The sequence below is a fragment of the Flavobacterium sp. genome (assembly GCF_044349645.1).
In the GTDB taxonomy this organism is placed as follows: Bacteria; Bacteroidota; Bacteroidia; order Flavobacteriales; family Flavobacteriaceae; genus Flavobacterium.
In genome coordinates this window covers 20,226-41,805 of record NZ_JBIKQP010000020.1, presented here as the reverse complement: position 1 = coordinate 41,805, position 21,580 = coordinate 20,226, and the positions used below count along the sequence as shown (strand labels likewise).

Genomic DNA, 21,580 nt, shown 5'->3' with positions numbered 1-21,580 from the left:
GTTCAATTAAATAAATCAATTCTTAAAATTATTCAATTTTTATCCATCAAAAATGAAAAAAACATACCTTTTATCACTTCTTTTATTTCTTTTTGCAAATTTAATTTTTTCTCAAACAAAAGAAGATGTAGTTAATATTGTTGGTAATTATGATTTATCAAAAATTAAAGAACTGCAGGAAAATTTAAAGAAAAAAACAACTTTAGAGAAGCAAAAAGCCGAAGCAGCTGCTATAGTCAATAATTGGCCTATTCGCGTAGTTGGAAATGATGGATCTATCAGTGAATTGATGAAGTTAACCCCTGATGGATTCCCTGTTTACTATACCAATAACAATGCTAGTGCGGCCAGATCTACTAGAGCAAATCATTTAAATTCTGGAGGTTCATTAGGATTAGACCTTAACGGACAAGGAATGGTAGCTAGAGTTTGGGACGGTGGAACAGTTAGAAGTAGTCATAATTTATTTTCTGGTCGTGTTACTGTTGTAGATGACCCCTCAAGCACAACTTATGCTTCACATGCTACCCACGTAACAGGAACAGTTATGGCTTCTAATGCCAATGCAAATACCAAAGGTATGGCGTATATGGCTCAAGCAAGAACTTTTGAATGGACTGATGATAATTCAGAAGCTTTATCAGAAGTTCCACTTGGAATGTTAATTTCTAATCATTCTTATGGTGTTCCTATTACGGGTTCAAATGGAACTATATTACCTTCTTGGTACATTGGAGCCTATACTCAGGACGCAAAAGATTGGGATGAAATTGCCTATCTTTCTCCCTATTATTTAGCAGTACTATCTGCTGGTAACGAAGGGCAAAGCAATGCTAATCCAGATCCGCTTTCTTTTGGTTATGATAAATTAACTGGAAATAAAGTTTCTAAAAATAATTTGGTTGTTGCCAATGCTAATGATGCAGTAGTTGCTGCAAATGGAACATTAACAAGTGTAACAATTAATTCTTCAAGTAATCAAGGACCAACTGACGATAACAGAATTAAACCAGATATTACTGGAAATGGAACTTCTGTAACTTCTACAAATAGCACAAGTGATACTTCTACGACTACAATGTCTGGAACCTCTATGGCTTCTCCAAATGTGGCTGGAACCCTTTTGCTTTTGCAACAACATTATAAAAATGTTACAACCAGTTTCATGAAAGCTGCAACTCTAAAGGGACTAGCTTGTCACACGGCCGATGATGCAGGAAATATAGGTCCGGATCCAATTTTTGGATGGGGTTTATTGAATGCAAAAAAAGCAGCAGAAACAATCACTGGGAACGGTTTGAGTTCATGGATTTCAGAAGAAAATTTAAATCAAGAACAATCTACTACATTTATAGTAAAAGCAAGTGGAACTGAGCCCTTAATTGCGTCAATATCTTGGACAGATGTACCTGGAGTAGCAAATAACGGTGGACTTCCAGCTAATGACCCTACAAAAGCATTAGTAAATGATTTAGATATTAGAATTAGAAAAAATGCAGTTACCTATTTCCCTTGGAAACTAAATTCAATTACATCAAGCGAAGCTATTCAAACAGAAGATAATGCAGTTGACAACATAGAACAAGTAAAAATTGACTCACCTACCAATAGTGACTATACCATTACAATAAGTCATAAAGGGTTATTGCAAACAGGTAAGCAAAACTACTCGCTAGTGATTACTGGTTTAACTTCTTCATTTTCACTTGTACCAACATCAAATGATTTAACTGTTTGTTCTAATCAAAATGCGGTATTTACTTACACTTATAAACAAACCGGTACAGGAACTACAAATTTTTCTGCATTAGGACTACCTGTAGGAGCAACAGCTAGCTTTAGCAATGCTTCATTAAGTGCAAACGGAACGGTAACAATGACTATTTCTGGTCTTTCAAATGTACAACCAGGAGAATACAATATCGGAATAATTGGAAATAATGGAACTGAGACAGAAACAAGATATAAAACATTAAAAATATACAATTCTAGTTTTGTACCTGTAACTTTAAGTTCACCAAGTAATTTACAAACTGGACTTTCTACTTCTGTTAATTTAACATGGGGTAGTCAATTTAATGCAGAATCTTATAATGTACAAGTATCCACTGTTGCTAATTTTAGCACAACAGTTTATAATGCTACGGTAACAACAAATAGATATACAGCAAGAGGATTGTCTCAGGACACTGTTTACTATTGGAGAGTAACTCCATTAAATCAATGTGGTTCAGGGTTATCTAGTAATGCAACTGTATATAATTTTAAAACAGGAGTTCTAGTTTGTGGTACAGCTGTTTTCAATGCAACGAATTTTACAACTGCAACTATTGCATCAGTAGCTAATTCTAGTGCCAGCGTTCCAGTAACTGTAACTGGAGGTCACACAATAGGAAGTATGAAAGTTAGCCTTAATTTAACTCATACTTGGATTCAAGACATGACTATTTCTCTTGTTGGCCCAGCAAGTATTGGAAGTCCTGAAGTTATATTATTTAAAGAGGCTTGTGGAGATCATGACAACATCGCTTGTACTTTGGACGATAATGGCGAAGCTCCTCAATGTTCTGGAAATCCATCTGTTTTTGGATTAATTGCTCCTTATGAAGCGTTAAGTGGTTTTAATAATTATGTTGCTGATGGTGAATGGACTCTTAAAATTAAAGATCCTTATAATGGTGACGGTGGTACAGTAAATTCATTTAGTTTAGATATTTGTTACATCACAAATTCTTTAGGAATTGAAACAAATAGTTTATCAAACACTTCGGTATATCCAAATCCAACTAAAGATATTTTAAACATCGATATTCCTCAAGCGATAGGAACTTCAAAATTAAAACTTTATGATGTACAAGGAAGATTTGTAATGGAAACTACAACAAATAGTACTCATGAAGTTATGAATATTGGAAATTTACAAAGTGGTGTTTACCTCCTTTCAATTGAAAATGAAAATAATAAAACAGTCAAGAAAGTAATTTTAAATAAATAAAAAAAGGGAACTCATTGAGTTCCCTTTTTTGTTAAAAGAAATAATTTTTTGTTAAAGCTTAAACCAATTTACAAAATTATCGTCTAACTGTTATAACTCATAAAAAGAAAATAATATGAAAAAATTTATTGTAGTTGCTTTATTAGCAATAGGAATGTCGGCTTTCGCACAAGTTGAAAACAGTGAAAATGAGGGTAAAGAACCAATTGAAAAAATGTCTCCAACAGAACGAGCGGAAAAGGCATTGAAAAGAATGACAAAAAAATTAAAACTTACTGAAGCGCAACAAAAACAAATGAAAGTTCTAATTGCTGAACAAGAAGCCAAAAAAGCAGACCCAAACTTTAAACCAAGCAAAGAAGATCGTCTAGCAATGAAAGAAAAAATAAGTAAAGTTCTTACTGCAGAGCAAAATATTATTTGGGATAAAATTCAAGAAGATAGAAAAGAAAAAATGAAGGAGAAAATGAAAGAAAAAATGGAAGAAAAAAAGAAGAAAAAAGAAGGTAAAGTTGAAAAAACTCAAGAATAATAATTATTTATTTTTTTGTTCAAGAAAAATAATTTAGATTTGAACTAAATTTAAATCAATTGTCATGAAAAAAATAATAATTGCGTGTTTTTTAATGTTAGCTTTTAGCATTACTACTAATGCTCAGAACAAGAAAAAGACTTCAAACAATGAAACTAAAGAGGTTGTAAAACTTACTCCTGAACAAGCAGGTAAAAAAGATGGAATTGCCATTTCTAAGTTTTTAGGACTTGACGAAAATTTAACTCTTGCATTCTATGGTTTATTTGAAATGAAACACCAAGTAATGCAAAGTTCTTCTGAAACAAATGAAAGCAAAAAAGAAATGTCAAGAATTGTAGGTTTGAAAATTGAAGCTAGTATCGATTCTAATCAACTTGAAAAATTAAAAGCAAATACTACTCTCTACAATCAATTATTGAGTACTGACGCTTTTGAAAAATAATAATTTCAAAATTTAATAAAAAAAGGGCTTTCAATGAAAGCCCTTTTTTTGTTATAATGTTTTTGCAACTTTATCAATTGCATTAATTGTATAATCTAAATCTCCATAGGTTAAAGCATCTGAAATAAACCAACTTTCATAAGCTGAAGGTGCAATATAAATTCCTTCTGCTAATAAACCGTGGAAAAATTTCTTAAACGTTTCGTTATCCCCTTTTGAAGCAGTTTGAAAATCATAAACTGGATCCGCATCAAAGTGTACTGAAATCATAGAGCCTAATCGGTTTATGGTAAACGAAATTCCATTTTCAGAAAGTACTTTTTGAATTCCCTTTTCTAAATAAAGTGTTTTTTCAGAAAGCCTTTGAAAAACGAAATTATCTTGTTCTAAAGCATTTAACATTGCCAATCCCGCAGCCATTGCTAAAGGATTCCCTGATAATGTTCCCGCTTGATAAACGGGCCCTAAGGGTGCTAAATAATTCATAATTTCTGCTCTCGCGGCAAATGCACCAACAGGTAAACCTCCTCCTATGACTTTTCCAAAAGTAACAATATCAGCATTAACATTAAGTAGTTCCTGAGCTCCACCCCTAGCCAATCTAAAACCTGTCATTACTTCATCAAAAATTAACAAGATATTATTATCGTTACACATTTGTCTTAACGCTTCTAAAAATCCTTCTTTTGGCGGAATACAACCCATATTTCCTGCTACAGGCTCAATAATAATTGCAGCAATTTCGCCCAAATTAGCATCCACCAGTGAATTAACACTTTCTATATCATTGTATTTTGCTAGCAAAGTATCTTTTGCAGTTCCTTGAGTTACTCCAGGGCTATTTGGCGAACCAAAAGTCACTGCTCCACTCCCCGCTTGAATCAAAAAGGAATCTGAATGCCCGTGATAACATCCAGCAAATTTTATAATTTTATCTTTTTTGGTAAATCCACGAGCCAAACGAATGGCGCTCATGCAAGCTTCTGTTCCCGAATTTACAAACCGTATTTTGTCAATTCCAGGAACCATTTTAATTGCTAAAGCTGCAATTTGAGTTTCCATCTCTGTAGGCATTCCAAAAGAAGTACCTAGTTTGGCTTTCTCAATCACCGCATCAACTACAGGCGGATAGGCATGCCCTAAAACCATTGGGCCCCATGAATTAATATAATCTATATATCGATTTCCGTCTTCATCAAAAACATAAGCTCCTTTTGCGCTTTTCGCAAATATAGGGGTGCCTCCAACCGCTTTAAATGCTCTTACAGGAGAGTTTACTCCTCCTGGAATTACTTTTTCTGCTTCCGCAAATAGTGCGCTGCTTCTTTTATATAACATCTTAATATTGTGAATTTTATTCTATAATTAATACTTGTCCAACAGATATAGTAGTGTCGGAAATATTATTTTTTGCCTTTAAATCATCAATCGAAATATTGAATTTTTTTGAAATAGAATACATTGTATCCCCTTTAATAACTTCATACTCTTTTTTCTTTACAATAGGTTGAGTAACAGGAGTAACAGGAGCAATATACTCTTTCCCTAAAACCTCAGCATCATATTGATCTAAATGGTATCTTTCAATTATAGCAATTAATTTTTCAGGATATTTAGGATCTGTAGCATAACCAGCAGCTTTTAAACCTTTTGCCCATCCTTTATAATCGTCTTTTTCTAATTTAAATAACGGTTGGTACCATCTTCTACTTTTCAAAAATAACGCATGATCATTATAGGATTCACTCGCTTGATTGTACTTTCTAAAACACTCTTGTGCAGCATCATCGTCATATTTTACAGATGGTCCACTCCAATCTTGATGGCATTTAATTCCAAAATGATTGTTTGCAATAGCACTTAAAGGCCCCGTTCCAGCACCCGATTCTAAAATACCTTGCCCAAGGCAAATACTTGCAGGAATACCATGTTGAACCATATTACTTTTTGCAATTGGCTTATACAAATCAATATAGGCCAAGACCATTTCTGTAGTAACTTTAACTCTTGTAGTGGCTTCTAAAATTTCAGTTTTAGGTTCGGTTGTTTTTACAGAATCTGTAGAAACCGCCACTGGATTGGTGCTTTCTATTGGTTTAACTACTTCCACTTTTGTTGGCGGTTTGAAATTTTTCGGTCTTGTAGTTTGAATTACAACTTTTTTTGAAGTACAGCTTGCCGCAAATAAAACGATTAATAGTAAGGCTATTTTTCTAATCATTGTGTAATAATTTGTTGTAGATTTTTCTTTTTTAAATACAAATTCATTCCTTTTATTCCCTGAATTCCACCAGTGTGAATCGCCAATATTTTAGCTCCGTCTGGAAAATAATCTTTTTCAATTAAATCAACTATTCCATATAGCATTTTCCCAGTATATATAGGGTCTAATGGAATATTAGTTTGCTGATAAAAATCATTTATGAAACGAACTAATTCTTCATTTATTTTTCCATAACCACCAAAATGATAATCGGTGATTAAATCCCAATTGGTTTTCACTGCAAATTTACGAATATCCTCTGACAAAAAATCACCTTTTAGTGCCGGAAATCCAATTATTTTTTGATGGGAATAAGATGAATTTATTAACCCTGAAATGGTTCCGCCAGTTCCAATTGAGCAGCAAACGTGAGAAAATTGCGAATCTTCTTCTGTAAGTATTTCCTCACAACCTTGAACCGCTAATGAATTAGCTCCTCCTTCGGGAATCAAATAAAAATCGCCATAAATATTTTTAAATTTTTCAATTAATAAATCAGTGGTTTTATCTTTATATTCTTCTCGAGTCACAAAATGAAATTTCATTCCACATTCTTGAGCAAATAGTAACGTGGGATTTTCATAAATTTGAGATTCCAATTCATCTCCCCGAATAATTCCAATAGTTTCAAAATTATTTTTCTTTCCAGCATAAGCAACCGCAGCTATATGATTTGAAAATGCACCGCCAAAAGTTAATAGCTGTGTTTTTTTCTCTTCATTTGCTTTAAGCAAATTGTATTTTAATTTTCTAAATTTATTTCCAGAAATAAAGGGATGAATCAAATCTTCACGCTTTATGTGTAAAGTGATTTCATTTGGAAATTGAAATGGTATTTGCTGGTTTACAACCAAAGAGACTGTTTTTTGAATTTTGTAATAGCAAAGATAACTCTTATTGAAAATTAAATTCTAATAATATCTTAACAAAAGAATACATTCATCATAAAGTTTATAAATTTGTAATATGAACGATAGGGAAAATGAGAAAAAATTAATTAAAGGAGAAGATTATTACCTTACTCCTGAAGGTTACAAGTGCTTTACAGAAAAATTTCACTTAAATCGTGGTTATTGCTGTAAAAGTGGCTGCAAACATTGTCCATATGGATTTGATAAAAAAACAAACGAAATCAGAAATAAGCTAAAATAAATTCGAAAATGACTTTTCAAGATCAAATAAAAGAAGGAATTCCAACTGTTTTACCCGAACCTAAAAAGTTTGAAACAGAGATTAATCATGCTCCAAAACGAAAAGAAATTTTATCTGACGATGAAAAAAAACTAGCGCTTAGAAATGCTCTCCGATATTTTGATCCAAAAGATCATGCTGTTTTAGTAAAAGAATTTTCTGAAGAATTAGAAAAATACGGACGAATTTATATGTACCGTTTGCGTCCCGATTACAAAATGTATGCCCGACCAATTTCTGAATATCCTGGTAAAAGCGAACAAGCAAAAGCAATTATGCTAATGATTCAAAACAATCTTGATTATGCTGTTGCGCAACATCCTCATGAATTAATTACTTATGGAGGAAATGGTGCAGTTTTTCAAAATTGGGCGCAATACCGACTTACCATGAAATACCTTTCGGAAATGACCGATGAGCAAACGTTAACCATGTATTCTGGTCATCCGATGGGTTTATTTCCTTCTCATAAAGATGCTCCCAGAGTGGTTGTCACAAATGGTATGGTTATTCCAAATTATTCAAAACCAGATGATTGGGAAAAAATGAATGCAATAGGAGTTTCTCAATACGGACAAATGACCGCTGGAAGTTACATGTATATTGGTCCGCAAGGAATAGTTCACGGAACTACAATTACCGTATTAAACGGTTTTAGAAAAATAAAGAAAAATCCTAAAGGGGGTTTATTTGTAACTTCTGGATTGGGAGGCATGAGTGGTGCACAGCCAAAAGCAGGAAATATTTCAGGTTGCGTTACTGTTTGTGCTGAAGTAAATCCAAAAATAACCCACATTCGTCATTCACAAGGGTGGATAAATGAAGTTATTGAAAATATTGATGAATTAGTGCCAAGAGTCAAAAAAGCACTTGAAAATAAAGAAGTTGTTTCGATAGCCTATTTAGGAAATGTGGTTGATATTTGGGAACGATTTGATTTAGAAAACATACAAATCGATTTGGGTTCAGATCAAACTTCGTTACATAATCCTTGGGCTGGGGGTTATTATCCAGTTGGAATTTCATTTGAAAATGCCAACGAAATGATGGCAAACAATCCTGAATTATTTAAAGAAAAAGTTCAAGAAACATTGAGGCGACATGCAGCTGCAATCAATAAACACAATGCAAAAGGCACTTATTTCTTCGATTATGGAAATGCATTTTTGCTGGAAGCTTCCCGCGCTGGTGCTGATGTAATGGCCAAAAACGGAATTGATTTTAAATACTCGAGTTACGTTCAAGACATTATGGGACCAATGTGTTTTGATTATGGTTTTGGACCATTTAGGTGGGTTTGCGCTTCGGGTAAACAAGAAGATTTAGCCAAAACAGATGCTATTGCATGCCAAGTTTTAGAAGAAATGATGAAAAATTCACCTTCTGAAATCCAACAACAAATGGCCGATAATATCCAATGGATAAAAGGAGCTCAAGAAAATAAATTAGTAGTCGGTTCGCAAGCTAGAATCCTATATGCAGATGCCGAAGGACGAGTAAAAATTGCCGAGGCTTTTAATAATGCTATCAATAAAGGAGAAATTGGAACTGTAATTTTAGGCCGAGATCACCATGATGTTTCTGGTACCGATTCTCCCTACCGCGAAACTTCAAATATTTATGATGGCTCCCGCTTTACAGCCGATATGGCAATTCAAAATGTAATTGGGGATAGTTTTAGAGGTGCCACTTGGGTTTCAATTCACAACGGAGGTGGAGTTGGTTGGGGAGAAGTAATCAATGGTGGATTTGGTATGGTTCTTGACGGAACTAAAGAAGCTTCAAGAAGATTACAATCGATGCTTTTTTGGGATGTCAATAACGGAATTTCTAGAAGAAGTTGGGCCAGAAATGAAGGAGCGATTTTTGCAATTAAACGAGCAATGGAAGTAGAACCTTTATTAAAAGTTACTCTTCCAAATAGTGTTGACGATTCATTACTCAATTAATATTAACAAATAAATCAATTAATCATGAAAGCAATTAAAATTATCACTGTACTTATGTTCTTTTTATTGACCTCTTGCAGTTCTGTAATGGTAAATTCAGATTATGATACTAATGTTGACTTTAGTCGTTACAAAACATTTGGATTTCAAAAAAGCGGAATTGACAAAGTAGAAATTTCAGATTTAGACAAAAAGAGAATTTTGAGAGCAATTGATAAAGAAATGTCAAATAAGGGATTTACAAAAAGTGAAACACCCGATTTATTAATTAACATTTTTACTAAAGAAAAAGAACAAGTTGACGTTAATCAGTTCAACAACAATTGGGGCTTTGGCTGGAGATGGGGTTGGGATCCTTTTATGTGGGGTGGACAAACAACGGTAACACGAACTACAGAAGGAACTCTTTTTATCGACATTATAGATGCAAATAAAAAAGAATTGATTTGGCAAGGAGAAGGAAATGGCTATTTGACAAAAAAAATGGATGAAAAAGAGGCCCGAATTAATGAATTTGTAACCAAAATTTTAGCGCAATATCCACCTGAAAAAAAATAAAAATTATAATTCATATTAATTAATTAACCTACCCACATCGGTAGGTTTTTTTTTGAAAAATCATTAAATTATTAATATAACAATATTAATTATAAGAAATCGATATTATTTATTGGAAATTAACCTGAAAAATTAGTACTTTTACACTTACCTATTTGGTTTAATTATGAAAGCACCTTTTGAAAGTAATCCATTAATAGAGCGACTTCCAGCGCATTTAAAACAATTTATAAAACCTCAAGATTACTCGGATTATACTCCGATCAATCAAGCGGTTTGGAGGTATGTGATGAGAAAAAACGTAAGTTATTTATCAAAAGTAGCTCACGAATCGTATTTAAATGGATTAGAAAAAACAGGTCTTGAAATTGAAAATATCCCAAATATGTATGGGATGAATCGGATTCTTAAAGAAATAGGTTGGGCAGCGGTAGCCGTTGACGGATTTATTCCGCCCAATGCTTTCATGGAATTTCAAGCTTATAACGTTTTGGTTATTGCTTCTGATATCCGACAATTAGAACACATAGAATACACCCCTGCTCCAGATATTATCCATGAAGGTGCTGGACACGCCCCAATTATTGCAAACCCTGAATATGCTGAATATTTAAGACGTTTTGGCGAAATAGGTTGCAAAGCAATTTCTTCTTCTTTTGATTACGAAATGTATGAAGCCATTCGTTTACTTTCAATTGTAAAAGAGGCAGAAAATACACCACAATCGGTGATTGATGCAGCTGAAAAAGCAGTTAATGACCTACAAAATCAATCGGTGGAAATGTCAGAAATGGCACAAATTAGAAATTTACATTGGTGGACCGTTGAATACGGTTTGATTGGAACTATTGAAAATCCTAAAATATATGGCGCTGGTTTACTATCCTCTATTGGCGAAAGCGCATGGTGCATGACCGACAAAGTGAAGAAAATTCCTTATGATATTTCAGCAGCAAACCAAATTTTTGACATTACAAAACCTCAACCCCAACTATATGTAACTCCCGATTTTGCTCATCTTAGCTTTGTTTTGGAAGAATTTGCAAACAAAATGGCTTTGAGAACCGGAGGATTATCTGGAATAAACAAACTAATAAATTCTAAGGCTTTAGGGACTATTGAATTGAGTACTGGATTACAAATATCAGGTATTTTTAGCAACGTAATTGAATTTGACGGCAAACCAGTTTATGTTCAAACTACGGGAAAAACCGCTTTGGCCAATAGAGAAAAAGAATTAGTTGGACATGGGACAAGTTACCATGCATCTGGATTCGGAAGTCCGATTGGTAAACTAAAAGGAATTAACCTTGCGATAGAAGACATGAGTCCAAAAGATTTAATGGCCTATGGAATTTATGAAGGCAAAACGGTTACTTTAGAGTTTGAAGGTGATATTAAAGTTACAGGAGATATTATTACAGGATCAAGAAATCTTCAAGGCGCAATTATTATTATTAGTTTTGAAAATTGTACTGTAACACATTTAAATACGGTGTTATTCCAACCAGAATGGGGTGTTTTCGATATGGCTGTGGGTAAAAAAGTAGTTTCCGCATTTTCTGGACCTGCCGATTGCAACAGTTTTGATATGATTACTCATTTGCCAAATAGCAAAACAATTAAAGCTGAAAAAACTCCCGAAAGAGAAGAATTAGAATCGTATTACAGCGAAATTAGAACTATTCGTGAAAATAAAATAAATTCTGATAAAGCCTTTGATATTTTTAAAATTACTTCAAATAAATATCCAAATGATTGGCTTCTTAGCCTTGAGATTGCTGAGATTTTACACTTGCAAAAATCAGAAAATTCATTTAACGAAGTGCAGAACCATCTAAATAAATTAAAAATAAAGAGACCTGAAGTAAGTCATTTAATTGACAATGGACTAGAACTTTTTATATAAAATTATTTTTGAAATTTCTTTAAAGCTTCTTTTGTAAAAGCAGAAAGCACTAGTTTTCCACTTATTGCGGCTCTTTCTTTAAGAAGTTCATCCCAATTTTCAGTATCTTTCCAAAGTACTTTTTTCAATTCTATTAAAGCGCTAGGATTATAGTTGGCTAAATTTTGAGCCATTGCGAGAACAGCAAATTCTAGTTCATCATTGTTTTCAAAAATTCCATTATAAAGCCCTTTGGAATGAGCCCAATCGGCGCTATAAAAATTATTTGCATCTAATGTTAGCTGAGAAAAAGCTGAAACACCAATTTTTCTTTCGATAGCTGGCGCAACAACAAAAGGTCCGATTCCAATTGTTAATTCGCTTAATTTAATGGATGCAAATTTAGTTGCCAAACAATAATCTGTTGCGGCAGCAATTCCTACCCCTCCACCAACAGCCTTTCCATGAATTGATCCAATTAAAACTTTTGGACATTTTCTCATTGCATTAATAACATTGGCAAAACCCGAAAAAAATAACTTCCCTGTTGCTTCATTTTCAATAGAAATTAATTCTTGAAAACTTGCTCCAGCACAAAAAGTAGTTCCAACATCACTTTTTAAAATAACCACTTTAACGGCATCATTATTTCCTAAATTAGTAATGGTTTCAACTAGTTCTGTTAATAAATTAGAAGGAAGCGAATTGTGTTCGGGATGAAAAAAGGAAATGGTAGCAATTCCGTTTTCAATTTCATTTTTAATGTAAGGTGTTGCCATTTTTGATTGTTTTTAAAACAATGATATTTGTGATATCAAATGTAGAATTTATTTCAAAGTAAAGTAAACTTTAACGCAAAAAATATTCATCTGTTAGAATACTATTCTACTAAAACATTAAAATATTGAATAATTAGCATTTGAAAACAAATCAACATTAACGGTAGTTTGAAAAGTTTATTAAGCTAGTTGTATCTAGAAATTCATAAATGGAAATTTCGATTTTATCTTATTTATTTTATTTTCCAATTGAGTTTGGAATTTTTGATGACTTTCTGATTCGGGATTAAACGGACGATGCGACAAATCTCGTTGAATTGATTCGATTTCATTCATCGTTGTAAAAGCACCTTCATCAACGGAACTTGTAACAAATTGTCCCCAAATATAATCAATAGCCATTTGATTTGGGTGCAATAAATCTTCAGCATAAAAACGGTATTCCCGAAGTTCATCCATCATGATTTCATAAGAAGGAAAATATTCTTTAGCATTATTTTGCAAAACTAAATTAGAATGAATCGCAGCAATTAAATTGGCTTTACTTCGTTGATTTTCTACAAATCCGTCTTTGATGTGACGAACAGGAGAAACTGTGAAAATAATAGTACAATTTGGATTGATCTTCTCAATTAAATTGATTGTATTTTGAATTGATTCTTCAATAGTTGAAACAGAAAGTAATTCTTTATCAAATTGATTTTGAGGTACTTTATGACAATTGGCAACTAACTTATTCGTATGCTTATTTCTATAAACCCATGAAGTTCCGTAAGTAATTATTATGTGCGAAGCCTCAACTATTTGCTTATTTGTGGCAACTAATAAAGCATTAATTTCTCTCAAAAGTGATTCTCTATTGAGATTGCTTAAATCAGAATGGACATCAAAATTATGCCATCTTTCATTATTAAAAAACAACTCTTTTTCTTCAAATAATTCAAGATTTACCGACCTAGAAATACAATTTTCAATAGCTATTGGGTGAAATAAAATACCAAAAGGATTGCTGGAATTCTGAAACTTAAAATAATCAAATTTACACGCCATATTTTCTGCAAAACAAGATCCAAAAGAAAGTATTTTGCTTTGGTAATCAATTGGAAATTTTGATTTAGAAATTGGAACTACTGTTGAAAATTTCATATTAATAAGTCTAAAAAATAGATTACAAATTTACGAATTTTGACACAGTTACAATTCAAATTAAAAATTAAAAAACAAAAAACCCTCTCAAATGAAAGGGTTTTTTATTGAAATGATAATAATTTATTTAATAAAATCAACCGCTTTTTCAAGAGCTTCTGCAATTCCATCAGTGTTTTTACCACCGGCAGTTGCAAAGAACGGTTGTCCTCCTCCTCCACCTTGAATGTATTTACCCAATTCTCTAACTACATTTCCAGCGTTTAATGATTTTTCCGCCACTAATTCTTTAGAAATATAACAGCTAATTGTTGGTTTTCCTTCTTCGGCAGTAGCCAAAACTACAAAAATATTGGTACCTAAAGTTCCTAACTCGTAAGCTAAATCTTTAGCACCGTTTGGGTCTAAATCCACTTGCTTTGCTAGGAATTGAACTCCATTCATAATTTTGATTTCAGTTGCTAAAGTCGCTTTAATATTTTTAACCTTGTCTTTCATTAAAGCTTCAATTTGCTTAGAAAGTTTGGCATTATCTTCTTGCAAAGAATGTACTGCTTTCAAAATATCTTGAGGATTTTTTAGTGCTTCTTTAACTTCATTCAAAGTGTTTTCATAAGAAGCAAAATGAGCTTTCACCGCATCACTTGTAATGGCTTCTATACGACGTATTCCTGCTGCGACAGCACCTTCAGAAACAATTTTAAAATGCCAGATTTCAGCGGTATTTTTTACATGAATTCCACCGCACAATTCCATACTTTCGCCAAATTTAATGGCACGAACCTCATCACCATATTTTTCTCCAAAAAGTGCCATTGCCCCTTCTGAAACTGCTTTCGCAAATGGGATGTTTCTCCTTTCAATTAATGGTAATTGCTCTTGAATTCTTGCATTTACAAAATCTTCGACTTGTTGTAATTCCACTTCCGTCATTTTAGAAAAATGCGAGAAGTCAAATCGTAAATAATTTGGATTTACCAACGACCCTTTTTGCTCCACGTGAGTCCCTAGAATAGTTCTTAAAGCTTGGTGCATTAAGTGGGTTGCAGAGTGATTTCTTGAGGTTAAATCTCTCAAATTAGAATCCACTTTTGCCTCAAATTTGGCATTTACATTTTCTGGCAATTGCTTTGAAAAATGTACAATCAAGTTATTTTCTTTTTTCGTGTCGATAATTTGGATGGACTCATTTGCAGAAACTAAAACTCCTTTATCTCCAACTTGTCCTCCTCCTTCTGGATAAAATGGCGTGTTGTTTAATACTATTTGAAATAAAACTCCGTCTTTTTTACTATCTGTTTTGCGGAAACGGGTAATTTTAACTTCATTTTCAACTTGGTCGTAACCCACAAAAGTTTCGTTATTTCCTTCTGCTAATAATACCCAATCTTCTGTTGAAACTTCAGAAGCAGCTCGGGAACGTGTTTTTTGTTCTAGCATCGCTTTGTCGAAACCGGCTTCGTCTAAATCGTATCCTCTTTCTCTTAAAATTAAGGCTGTTAAATCAATTGGAAAACCGAAAGTATCGTATAATTCGAATGCTTTTTGTCCAGAAACCAATTTAACTTGAGTACTAGAAATTACATTTTCTAACAGTTGTAATCCTTGGTCCAACGTTCTTAAAAAGGAGTTTTCTTCTTCTTTAATTACGTTCGTTACTAGATTTTTCTGCGCTGTGATTTCAGGGAATGAGCCTCCCATTTGTGCACTTAAAGTCTCCACCAATTGATAAATAAAAGCTTCTTTAGTATTCAGAAATGTAAATCCGTAACGAATTGCACGTCGCAAAATTCTACGAATTACATAACCTGCACCAGTATTTGATGGCAATTGTCCGTCAGCTATTGCAAATGCAACTGCGCGAACGTGATCAGCAATAACGCGGATAGCAATATTAACTTTTTCTTCTTCTTCGTCTTTGGCTTTTATGGTATATTTTGCTCCTGTAATTTTCTCAATGTGTTGAATGATTGGAGTGAAAACATCGGTGTCATAATTGGATTGCACGCCTTGCAAAACCATACAAAGTCTCTCGAATCCCATTCCGGTATCTACGTGTTGTGCCGGTAATTTCTCCAATGAGCCGTCAGCTTTACGATTGAATTCCATGAAAACATTGTTCCAAATTTCCACCACATGCGGATGGTCGTTGTTAACTAAATCTTTACCTGAAATTTTTGCTTTTTCTTCAGCAGAACGAATATCAACGTGAATTTCTGAACATGGACCACAAGGACCTTGTTCACCCATTTCCCAAAAATTATCTTTTTTATTTCCAAGGATAATTCGGTCTTCAGAAATTAGGGTTTTCCAAATATCATAAGCTTCTTGGTCGAAGGGAACATTTTCATCAGGATTTCCTTCAAATACAGATACGTAAAGAATGTCTTTTGGGATTTTATAAACTTCCGTTAATAATTCCCAAGCCCAATTGATGGCTTCTTTTTTGAAATAATCACCAAAAGACCAGTTACCAAGCATTTCAAACATGGTATGATGGTAGGTGTCAATTCCTACTTCCTCAAGGTCGTTATGTTTTCCTGAAACACGAAGACATTTTTGGGTGTCGGCAATTCTATTACTTTTAGGAGTTCCATTTCCCAAAAAATATTCTTTGAATTGGGCCATTCCTGAGTTGTTGAACATCAGGGTTGGGTCATCTTTTAGAACAATTGGTGCCGATGGAACAATTAAGTGTCCTTTGCCTTCGAAAAAGTTTAGAAATTGCTTTCTTACGTCTTGTGATTTCATTAATAAAATTTAAAAATTTAAAATTCTAAAATTTAAAGATTAATAGAAATTTAATCTTTAAATTGTTTTGCCCCAGATTGCAGCGGAAAGCTTCGAGGAATTGAAAAGTATTTTTTATTAACCTGGCAGAGCGACCAAAGGGAGCTCCTGCTGGGTTTTATAAAAAAAGTTTTCAATCTGAGAACTTGCAGCGTAAAGCTGGAATAGGCACATAAAATAGTGTTAAAAAAAACGTCAGACTACTGAAACATTTATTAAATTTGTTTTTCCAACGCTTTGTAAATTTATAAAACCTATTTTTACAAAGTACAAAAATAGCATATTTTTAAAACATGGCGAAGGTAAAATATTATTACGATCCAGAAAGCTTAGCATATAGGATAATTACGCCTTTAAAAAGAAGGAGTTTTGCCTATATAATGCTGTTTTTATTGTCGTCGGCGTTATTTGGCTTTTTGGCATTCGTTGTTTTATTGAATACACCGTATTTTGAGACTCCGAAAGACAAACTTCAAGCTCGAGAAATTGATAATTTGAAGATACAATATGCTATTTTAAATAGAAAAATAGATCAGGTTGACGAAGTTTTGAATGCGCTTGAAGAACGGGATAACAATTTATACCGTGCCTATTTTAACTCCTCGCCTATTTCTGAAGAAGACAGAAAGGCAGTATTTGGAATAGAAAACAGGTACAAAGATTTGGCTGGTTATAACAATTCAGATTTGATAATTAACACCACGAAACGAGTTGATGTTTTGACTAAACAATTGGTAGTTCAATCAAAATCATTGGATGAAATATTGAAATTGGCTAAAAGTAAAGAGAAATTATTGGCAGCAATTCCCGCAATTCAGCCAATTCGTAACGAAAATTTGAAGCGAATGGCATCTGGTTTTGGGTATCGAAGTGATCCATTTACAAAGGCTAGAAAATTCCATGAAGGTATGGATTTTACTGCTAAAATGGGAACTCCGGTTTTTGCGTCGGGCGATGGAATTGTTTCAAGAGCAGACAATACGGCTTCGGGATTTGGAAATCACATTGTGATTCGGCATGGTTTTGGTTATGAAACTTTGTACGCCCATTTAAGTAGATATAAAGCGCGTGTTGGACAATATGTGAAACGCGGCGATATTATAGGATATGTAGGAAGCACAGGGCGTTCGGAAGCGCCGCACTTGCATTATGAAGTTCATAAAAATGGTGATGTGGTGAACCCGTTGAATTTTTATTATGGAAATATTTCGGCAGCAGAATATGTTGCTATTTCAAAAATTGCTAATCAAGAAAATCAATCTTTAGACTAATGCATATAGAGTTAACAGAAGGAAAAAGGTATTACAGCATTGGCGAATTGGCCAAAGCATTTGATGTAAATGCATCATTAATACGATTTTGGGACAAGGAATTTGATATTCTAAAACCAAAGAAAAACGCAAATGGCAATAGAATGTTTACGCCAGAGGACGTTACCAATTTGAAATTGATATTTCATTTGGTAAAAGAACGTGGGTTTACATTGGAAGGAGCCAAAATACATTTAAAAGAAGGCCAGAAAAAAACGCTTGATAAATATGAAATCATAAGCAAATTAGAAGGCATAAAAATGCAACTGAACGCAATAAAATCAGAATTATAAACAAATAAATATTAAACTTTAAATTAAAAAAAAATGGACTTTAAAAAATTTTTACCTTGGATTATTGTTGCAGTAATTATTATTGGAATGTACAGCTGGGCCTCTGGAATTTATAACAATGCTGTTCGTTACGAGCAAGACATTAAAGAAAGCTGGGGTAACGTTCAAACATCTTACCAAAGAAGAAATGACTTAATTGGAAACTTAGTAAATACGGTTAAAGGAGCTGCAGATTTTGAAAAAAGCACTTTGACAGCCGTAATTGAAGCTAGAGCAAAAGCTACTGGAGTAACAATTGACCCAAAAAATGTTACTCCGGAACAATTAAAAGCGTTTAATTCAGCTCAAAGTGGTGTAAGCTCATCATTATCAAAATTATTGGTTTCTGTAGAACAATATCCAGTATTGAAAGCCAACGAAAATTTCTTGAAATTACAAGATGAATTGGCGAGTACAGAAAATCAAATTTTAACGGCTAGAACGCGTTTCAACGAATCGGTTAAGCCTTATAACAATAACATCAATACTTTCCCAAGAAATATTTTAGCTGGAATGTACGGTTTGAAAGAAAAACCTTATTTTGAAGCAGCTGTTGGTGCTGATAAACCAGTTGAAGTAAAATTCTAATCTCTTTTAAATCAAATACGATGTCAAAAGAAGTTTTTTTAACACCTGAAGAAGAACAAGAAATTGTTGCTGCTATTACTATGGCAGAAAAAGAAACTTCTGGCGAAATTAGAGTGCACATTGAGAATACCAGTTCAATTTCGGCTTACGATCGTGCATTAATCGTTTTTGAAGAATTGAAAATGCACGAAACAGAACTTAAAAATGGTGTTTTGATTTATTTGGCTGTTGCCGATAAAGCATTTGCTATTTGTGGAGACAAAGGAATTAACGATTTAGTACCAACAGATTTTTGGGATTCTACAAAGGAAGCGATGTTATTTCATTTTAAAAATGGAAATTTCAAAGAAGGCCTAATAGATGGAATTCAGAAAGCGGGAACGCAATTGAAAACCTATTTTCCATGGCAAAAAGAGGATACCAATGAATTGTCTAACGAAATATCAAAAGGATAATGAAATCAAATGTAAAAAATTCCTTTTTAATTTTGTTTGCCTGTTTGTTGTTTTCACAAATAGGTTTTTCACAATTTGTAATTCCTGAAATTCCGAAAGAGCAAACTTCTGTTTATGATTATGCCAATATATTAAGTGCTGAAGAAAGAACGAAATTAGAAGAAAAACTAGTCCGATATTCCGATTCTACGACAACTCAAATTGTGCTAATTACTATTGAAAGTTTGAAGGGAGAAGACGTTAGTCTTCTAGCTACGAATTGGGGACAAAAATGGGGAATTGGTGGAACAGAAAAAGACGATAATGGTGTTGTAATTCTATTGGCTAAAGCCGAAAAGAAAATTGCTATAAATCCTGGTTACGGAGTTGAAGACCGATTAACTGCTGGAATTGGAGGTGAAATAATTAGAAATGTTATTGTGCCCGAATTCAAAGCAGGAAGTTATTTCAATGGTTTAGATAAAGGTACAAATGAAATAATTGATGTTTTAAAAGGAAAATACAAAGGAAAACGAAAAGCCAATAAAAAAGAGGGGATTCCTCCAATTGTAATTATACTTATTGTAGTGTTTGTATTGGCTATCATTTCTCGAAGAAAAAACAACGGAGGCAACTCAGGTAGCTCTGGCGGTGGTCCAAGTTTTATGGATATCTTAATTTTGAGTAGTTTGGGCGGCGGAGGCCGAGGATCTGGAGGCTTTGGCGGTTCATCGGGAGATGGGGGCTTCGGCGGTGGATTTGGCGGAGGCTTTGGCGGAGGAGGATTCTCTGGCGGAGGTTCTAGCGGAGGCTGGTAATTCCTAAATTTATAAAATAAAAAAGCCCCAATTTGGGGCTTTTTTATTTTATTTCTCTCTGATATAAATATCGATTGGAACTCCAGAGAAATCCCAATTTTCACGAATTTTATTTTCTAGAAAACGTTTGTACGCTTCTTTTACATATTGCGGTAAGTTGGCGAAAAAAACAAACTGAGGCGTTGGTGTTGGTAATTGCATGCAATATTTAATTTTTACATATTTCCCTTTTAATGCTGGCGGTGGATATCCTTCAATCACTTTAAGCATGTAGTCATTGAATTTTGATGTTGGAATTCGTTGTTTTCTATTTTCAAAAACTTGAACAGTAGCTTCCAACGCTTTCAGCAAACGTTGTTTGGTTAATGCTGATACAAATAGAATAGGCACATCAACGAATGGCATTAATTCTTTTCTGATTTTTTCTTCGTAATCACGTGTTGACATGGTGTCTTTTTCAACCAAATCCCATTTATTTACTAAGATCACAACTCCTTTTCTATTTTTTTCTGCCAACCAAAATATGCTTTGATCTTGGCCTTCAAAACCTCTGGTTGCATCTATAATTAAGATACAAATATCGGCATGTTCAATTGCACGAACAGAGCGCATTACGGAGTAGAATTCTAAATCCTCTTTAACTTTCGCTTTACGACGTATTCCTGCGGTATCTACTAAATTAAATTCGAAACCAAAACGGTCGAATTTAGTATCGATTGCATCACGTGTGGTTCCTGCAATATCGGTAACGATGTATCTGTCTTTTCCAATTAAGGCATTAATAAAGCTTGATTTTCCTGCATTTGGACGACCAACAACTGCAAAACGAGGTAATTCTAATTCTTCTTGTGTTGATTCTGGCTTTTCAGGGAATGCTTCAATTAAAGCGTCTAATAAATCACCTGTTCCGCTTCCAGAGATACTTGCAAAGGTGAAATAATCTCCTAAACCAAGGTTGTAAAATTCAACAGCGTCTTTTTCACGCATGGCGTTATCGACTTTGTTTACTGCCAAAAGGACGGGTTTAGTTACTTTTCGTAATAATTTAGCAACGGCATCATCCATTGGGGTAATTCCTTCTTCTACATCAACAACGAAAATAATTACATCGGCTTCATCAATTGCTAATTCCACTTGTTTACGGATTTCTCCTTCAAAAACATCATCGGAACCGCGAACGTATCCGCCGGTATCAATTACAGAAAATTCCTTTCCATTCCATTCGCTTTTTCCGTAGTTTCTATCGCGAGTTACGCCTGAAACAGAATCTACGATTGCTTCTCTTCTTTGGATTAATCGATTGAAAAGCGTCGATTTTCCTACGTTTGGTCTTCCTACAATGGCAACAATATTATTCATATTATAATTTTAGATTGTGGATTTTAGATTTCAGATTAACAAAATGCAATACTATTAAACACAATTATGTCATTTTAATTTTTGCAAAGGTACGTTATTATTTTGTTATGTTACTATACGTGCTGCGTGAAGGATAGCAGTGGAAATCCTTTGTTGCCATTCTTTTGGCAACAAAGATTGCAACGTATAGCCTGACCCTTGTG

General features: G+C 33.7%; 19 protein-coding genes. 12 read left to right on the top strand and 7 right to left on the bottom strand.

Annotated elements, in window-relative coordinates; translation table 11 throughout:
* Positions 1 to 52 precede the first annotated feature (52 nt).
* The 3 genes from AC9UFV_RS05800 to AC9UFV_RS05790 all read left to right on the top strand — a co-directional run bounded on the left by AC9UFV_RS05800 (position 53) and on the right by AC9UFV_RS05790 (position 3,972).
* Positions 53 to 2,995, top strand: coding sequence for a S8 family serine peptidase (locus AC9UFV_RS05800; protein WP_509573769.1), 2,943 nt, complete (start codon positions 53 to 55; stop codon positions 2,993 to 2,995).
* 115 nt (positions 2,996 to 3,110) lie between these two features.
* Entirely contained in the window at positions 3,111 to 3,527 is a 417-nt protein-coding gene (locus AC9UFV_RS05795; protein ID WP_509573767.1) for a hypothetical protein, read from the top strand.
* A 64-nt stretch (positions 3,528 to 3,591) separates the two neighbouring features.
* Entirely contained in the window at positions 3,592 to 3,972 is a 381-nt protein-coding gene (locus AC9UFV_RS05790) for a hypothetical protein (protein WP_509573765.1), read from the top strand.
* 51 nt (positions 3,973 to 4,023) lie between these two features.
* On the opposite strand, the gene hemL is transcribed toward AC9UFV_RS05790, so the two are convergent.
* From hemL to AC9UFV_RS05775, 3 genes are read right to left on the bottom strand one after another with little or no spacing between them, the layout of a single operon-like run.
* Positions 4,024 to 5,310 carry a glutamate-1-semialdehyde 2,1-aminomutase gene (gene hemL, locus AC9UFV_RS05785; protein WP_509573763.1) on the bottom strand — a complete coding sequence of 429 codons (1,287 nt, stop codon included), beginning with the start codon at positions 5,308 to 5,310 and terminating at the stop codon, positions 4,024 to 4,026.
* A 16-nt stretch (positions 5,311 to 5,326) separates the two neighbouring features.
* Positions 5,327 to 6,193: a glucosaminidase domain-containing protein gene (locus AC9UFV_RS05780; protein ID WP_509573761.1), complete on the bottom strand. Its 867-nt coding sequence runs from the start codon at positions 6,191 to 6,193 to the stop codon at positions 5,327 to 5,329.
* On the bottom strand, positions 6,190 to 7,089 hold the full coding sequence (locus AC9UFV_RS05775; RefSeq protein WP_509573759.1) for a 1-aminocyclopropane-1-carboxylate deaminase/D-cysteine desulfhydrase: 900 nt from the start codon (positions 7,087 to 7,089) through the stop codon (positions 6,190 to 6,192). The genes AC9UFV_RS05780 and AC9UFV_RS05775 overlap by 4 nt, the downstream gene beginning before the upstream one ends.
* 112 nt (positions 7,090 to 7,201) lie before the next feature.
* On the opposite strand from AC9UFV_RS05775, the gene AC9UFV_RS05770 reads away from it, so the two are divergent.
* From AC9UFV_RS05770 to AC9UFV_RS05755, 4 genes are all read left to right on the top strand, one after another.
* Positions 7,202 to 7,387, top strand: coding sequence for a C1orf53 family protein (locus AC9UFV_RS05770; protein ID WP_509573757.1), 186 nt, complete (start codon positions 7,202 to 7,204; stop codon positions 7,385 to 7,387).
* A gap of 8 nt (positions 7,388 to 7,395) precedes the next feature.
* The gene (gene hutU / locus AC9UFV_RS05765; RefSeq protein ID WP_509573755.1) at positions 7,396 to 9,375 is read left to right on the top strand and encodes a urocanate hydratase; all 1,980 of its coding nucleotides are present in this window, start codon (positions 7,396 to 7,398) and stop codon (positions 9,373 to 9,375) included.
* 24 nt (positions 9,376 to 9,399) lie between these two features.
* Entirely contained in the window at positions 9,400 to 9,933 is a 534-nt protein-coding gene (locus AC9UFV_RS05760; RefSeq protein WP_509573752.1) for a DUF4136 domain-containing protein, read from the top strand.
* 166 nt (positions 9,934 to 10,099) lie between these two features.
* Positions 10,100 to 11,842, top strand: coding sequence for an aromatic amino acid hydroxylase (locus tag AC9UFV_RS05755; protein WP_509573750.1), 1,743 nt, complete (start codon positions 10,100 to 10,102; stop codon positions 11,840 to 11,842).
* A 2-nt stretch (positions 11,843 to 11,844) separates the two neighbouring features.
* Here AC9UFV_RS05755 and AC9UFV_RS05750 read toward each other — a convergent pair whose 3' ends face one another.
* The 3 genes from AC9UFV_RS05750 to alaS form a co-directional block, all read right to left on the bottom strand.
* The gene (locus AC9UFV_RS05750; protein WP_509573747.1) at positions 11,845 to 12,600 is read right to left on the bottom strand and encodes an enoyl-CoA hydratase/isomerase family protein; all 756 of its coding nucleotides are present in this window, start codon (positions 12,598 to 12,600) and stop codon (positions 11,845 to 11,847) included.
* Between the two features lie 195 nt (positions 12,601 to 12,795).
* Positions 12,796 to 13,746, bottom strand: coding sequence for a GSCFA domain-containing protein (locus AC9UFV_RS05745; RefSeq protein WP_509573745.1), 951 nt, complete (start codon positions 13,744 to 13,746; stop codon positions 12,796 to 12,798).
* 123 nt (positions 13,747 to 13,869) lie between these two features.
* Positions 13,870 to 16,497, bottom strand: coding sequence for an alanine--tRNA ligase (alaS, locus tag AC9UFV_RS05740; protein WP_509573743.1), 2,628 nt, complete (start codon positions 16,495 to 16,497; stop codon positions 13,870 to 13,872).
* A gap of 332 nt (positions 16,498 to 16,829) precedes the next feature.
* Here alaS and AC9UFV_RS05735 point away from each other — a divergent pair, with 332 nt between their 5' ends.
* The 5 genes from AC9UFV_RS05735 to AC9UFV_RS05715 are packed head-to-tail and all read left to right on the top strand — an operon-like array spanning position 16,830 to position 20,018.
* The gene (locus tag AC9UFV_RS05735) at positions 16,830 to 17,807 is read left to right on the top strand and encodes a M23 family metallopeptidase (protein ID WP_509573741.1); all 978 of its coding nucleotides are present in this window, start codon (positions 16,830 to 16,832) and stop codon (positions 17,805 to 17,807) included.
* Complete coding sequence (locus AC9UFV_RS05730) at positions 17,807 to 18,139, top strand: MerR family transcriptional regulator (protein ID WP_509573739.1); 333 nt, start codon at positions 17,807 to 17,809, stop codon at positions 18,137 to 18,139. Before AC9UFV_RS05735 ends, AC9UFV_RS05730 begins: the two co-directional genes overlap by 1 nt.
* 33 nt (positions 18,140 to 18,172) lie before the next feature.
* Complete coding sequence (locus tag AC9UFV_RS05725) at positions 18,173 to 18,766, top strand: LemA family protein (protein ID WP_509573737.1); 594 nt, start codon at positions 18,173 to 18,175, stop codon at positions 18,764 to 18,766.
* 20 nt (positions 18,767 to 18,786) lie between these two features.
* Positions 18,787 to 19,221 carry a TPM domain-containing protein gene (locus AC9UFV_RS05720; RefSeq protein WP_509573735.1) on the top strand — a complete coding sequence of 145 codons (435 nt, stop codon included), beginning with the start codon at positions 18,787 to 18,789 and terminating at the stop codon, positions 19,219 to 19,221.
* Complete coding sequence (locus AC9UFV_RS05715) at positions 19,221 to 20,018, top strand: TPM domain-containing protein (RefSeq protein WP_509573732.1); 798 nt, start codon at positions 19,221 to 19,223, stop codon at positions 20,016 to 20,018. The genes AC9UFV_RS05720 and AC9UFV_RS05715 overlap by 1 nt, the downstream gene beginning before the upstream one ends.
* 48 nt (positions 20,019 to 20,066) lie before the next feature.
* Here the strand turns inward: AC9UFV_RS05715 and der are convergent, their stop codons facing one another.
* Positions 20,067 to 21,377: a ribosome biogenesis GTPase Der gene (der, locus tag AC9UFV_RS05710; RefSeq protein ID WP_509573730.1), complete on the bottom strand. Its 1,311-nt coding sequence runs from the start codon at positions 21,375 to 21,377 to the stop codon at positions 20,067 to 20,069.
* Positions 21,378 to 21,580: the final 203 nt, after the last annotated feature.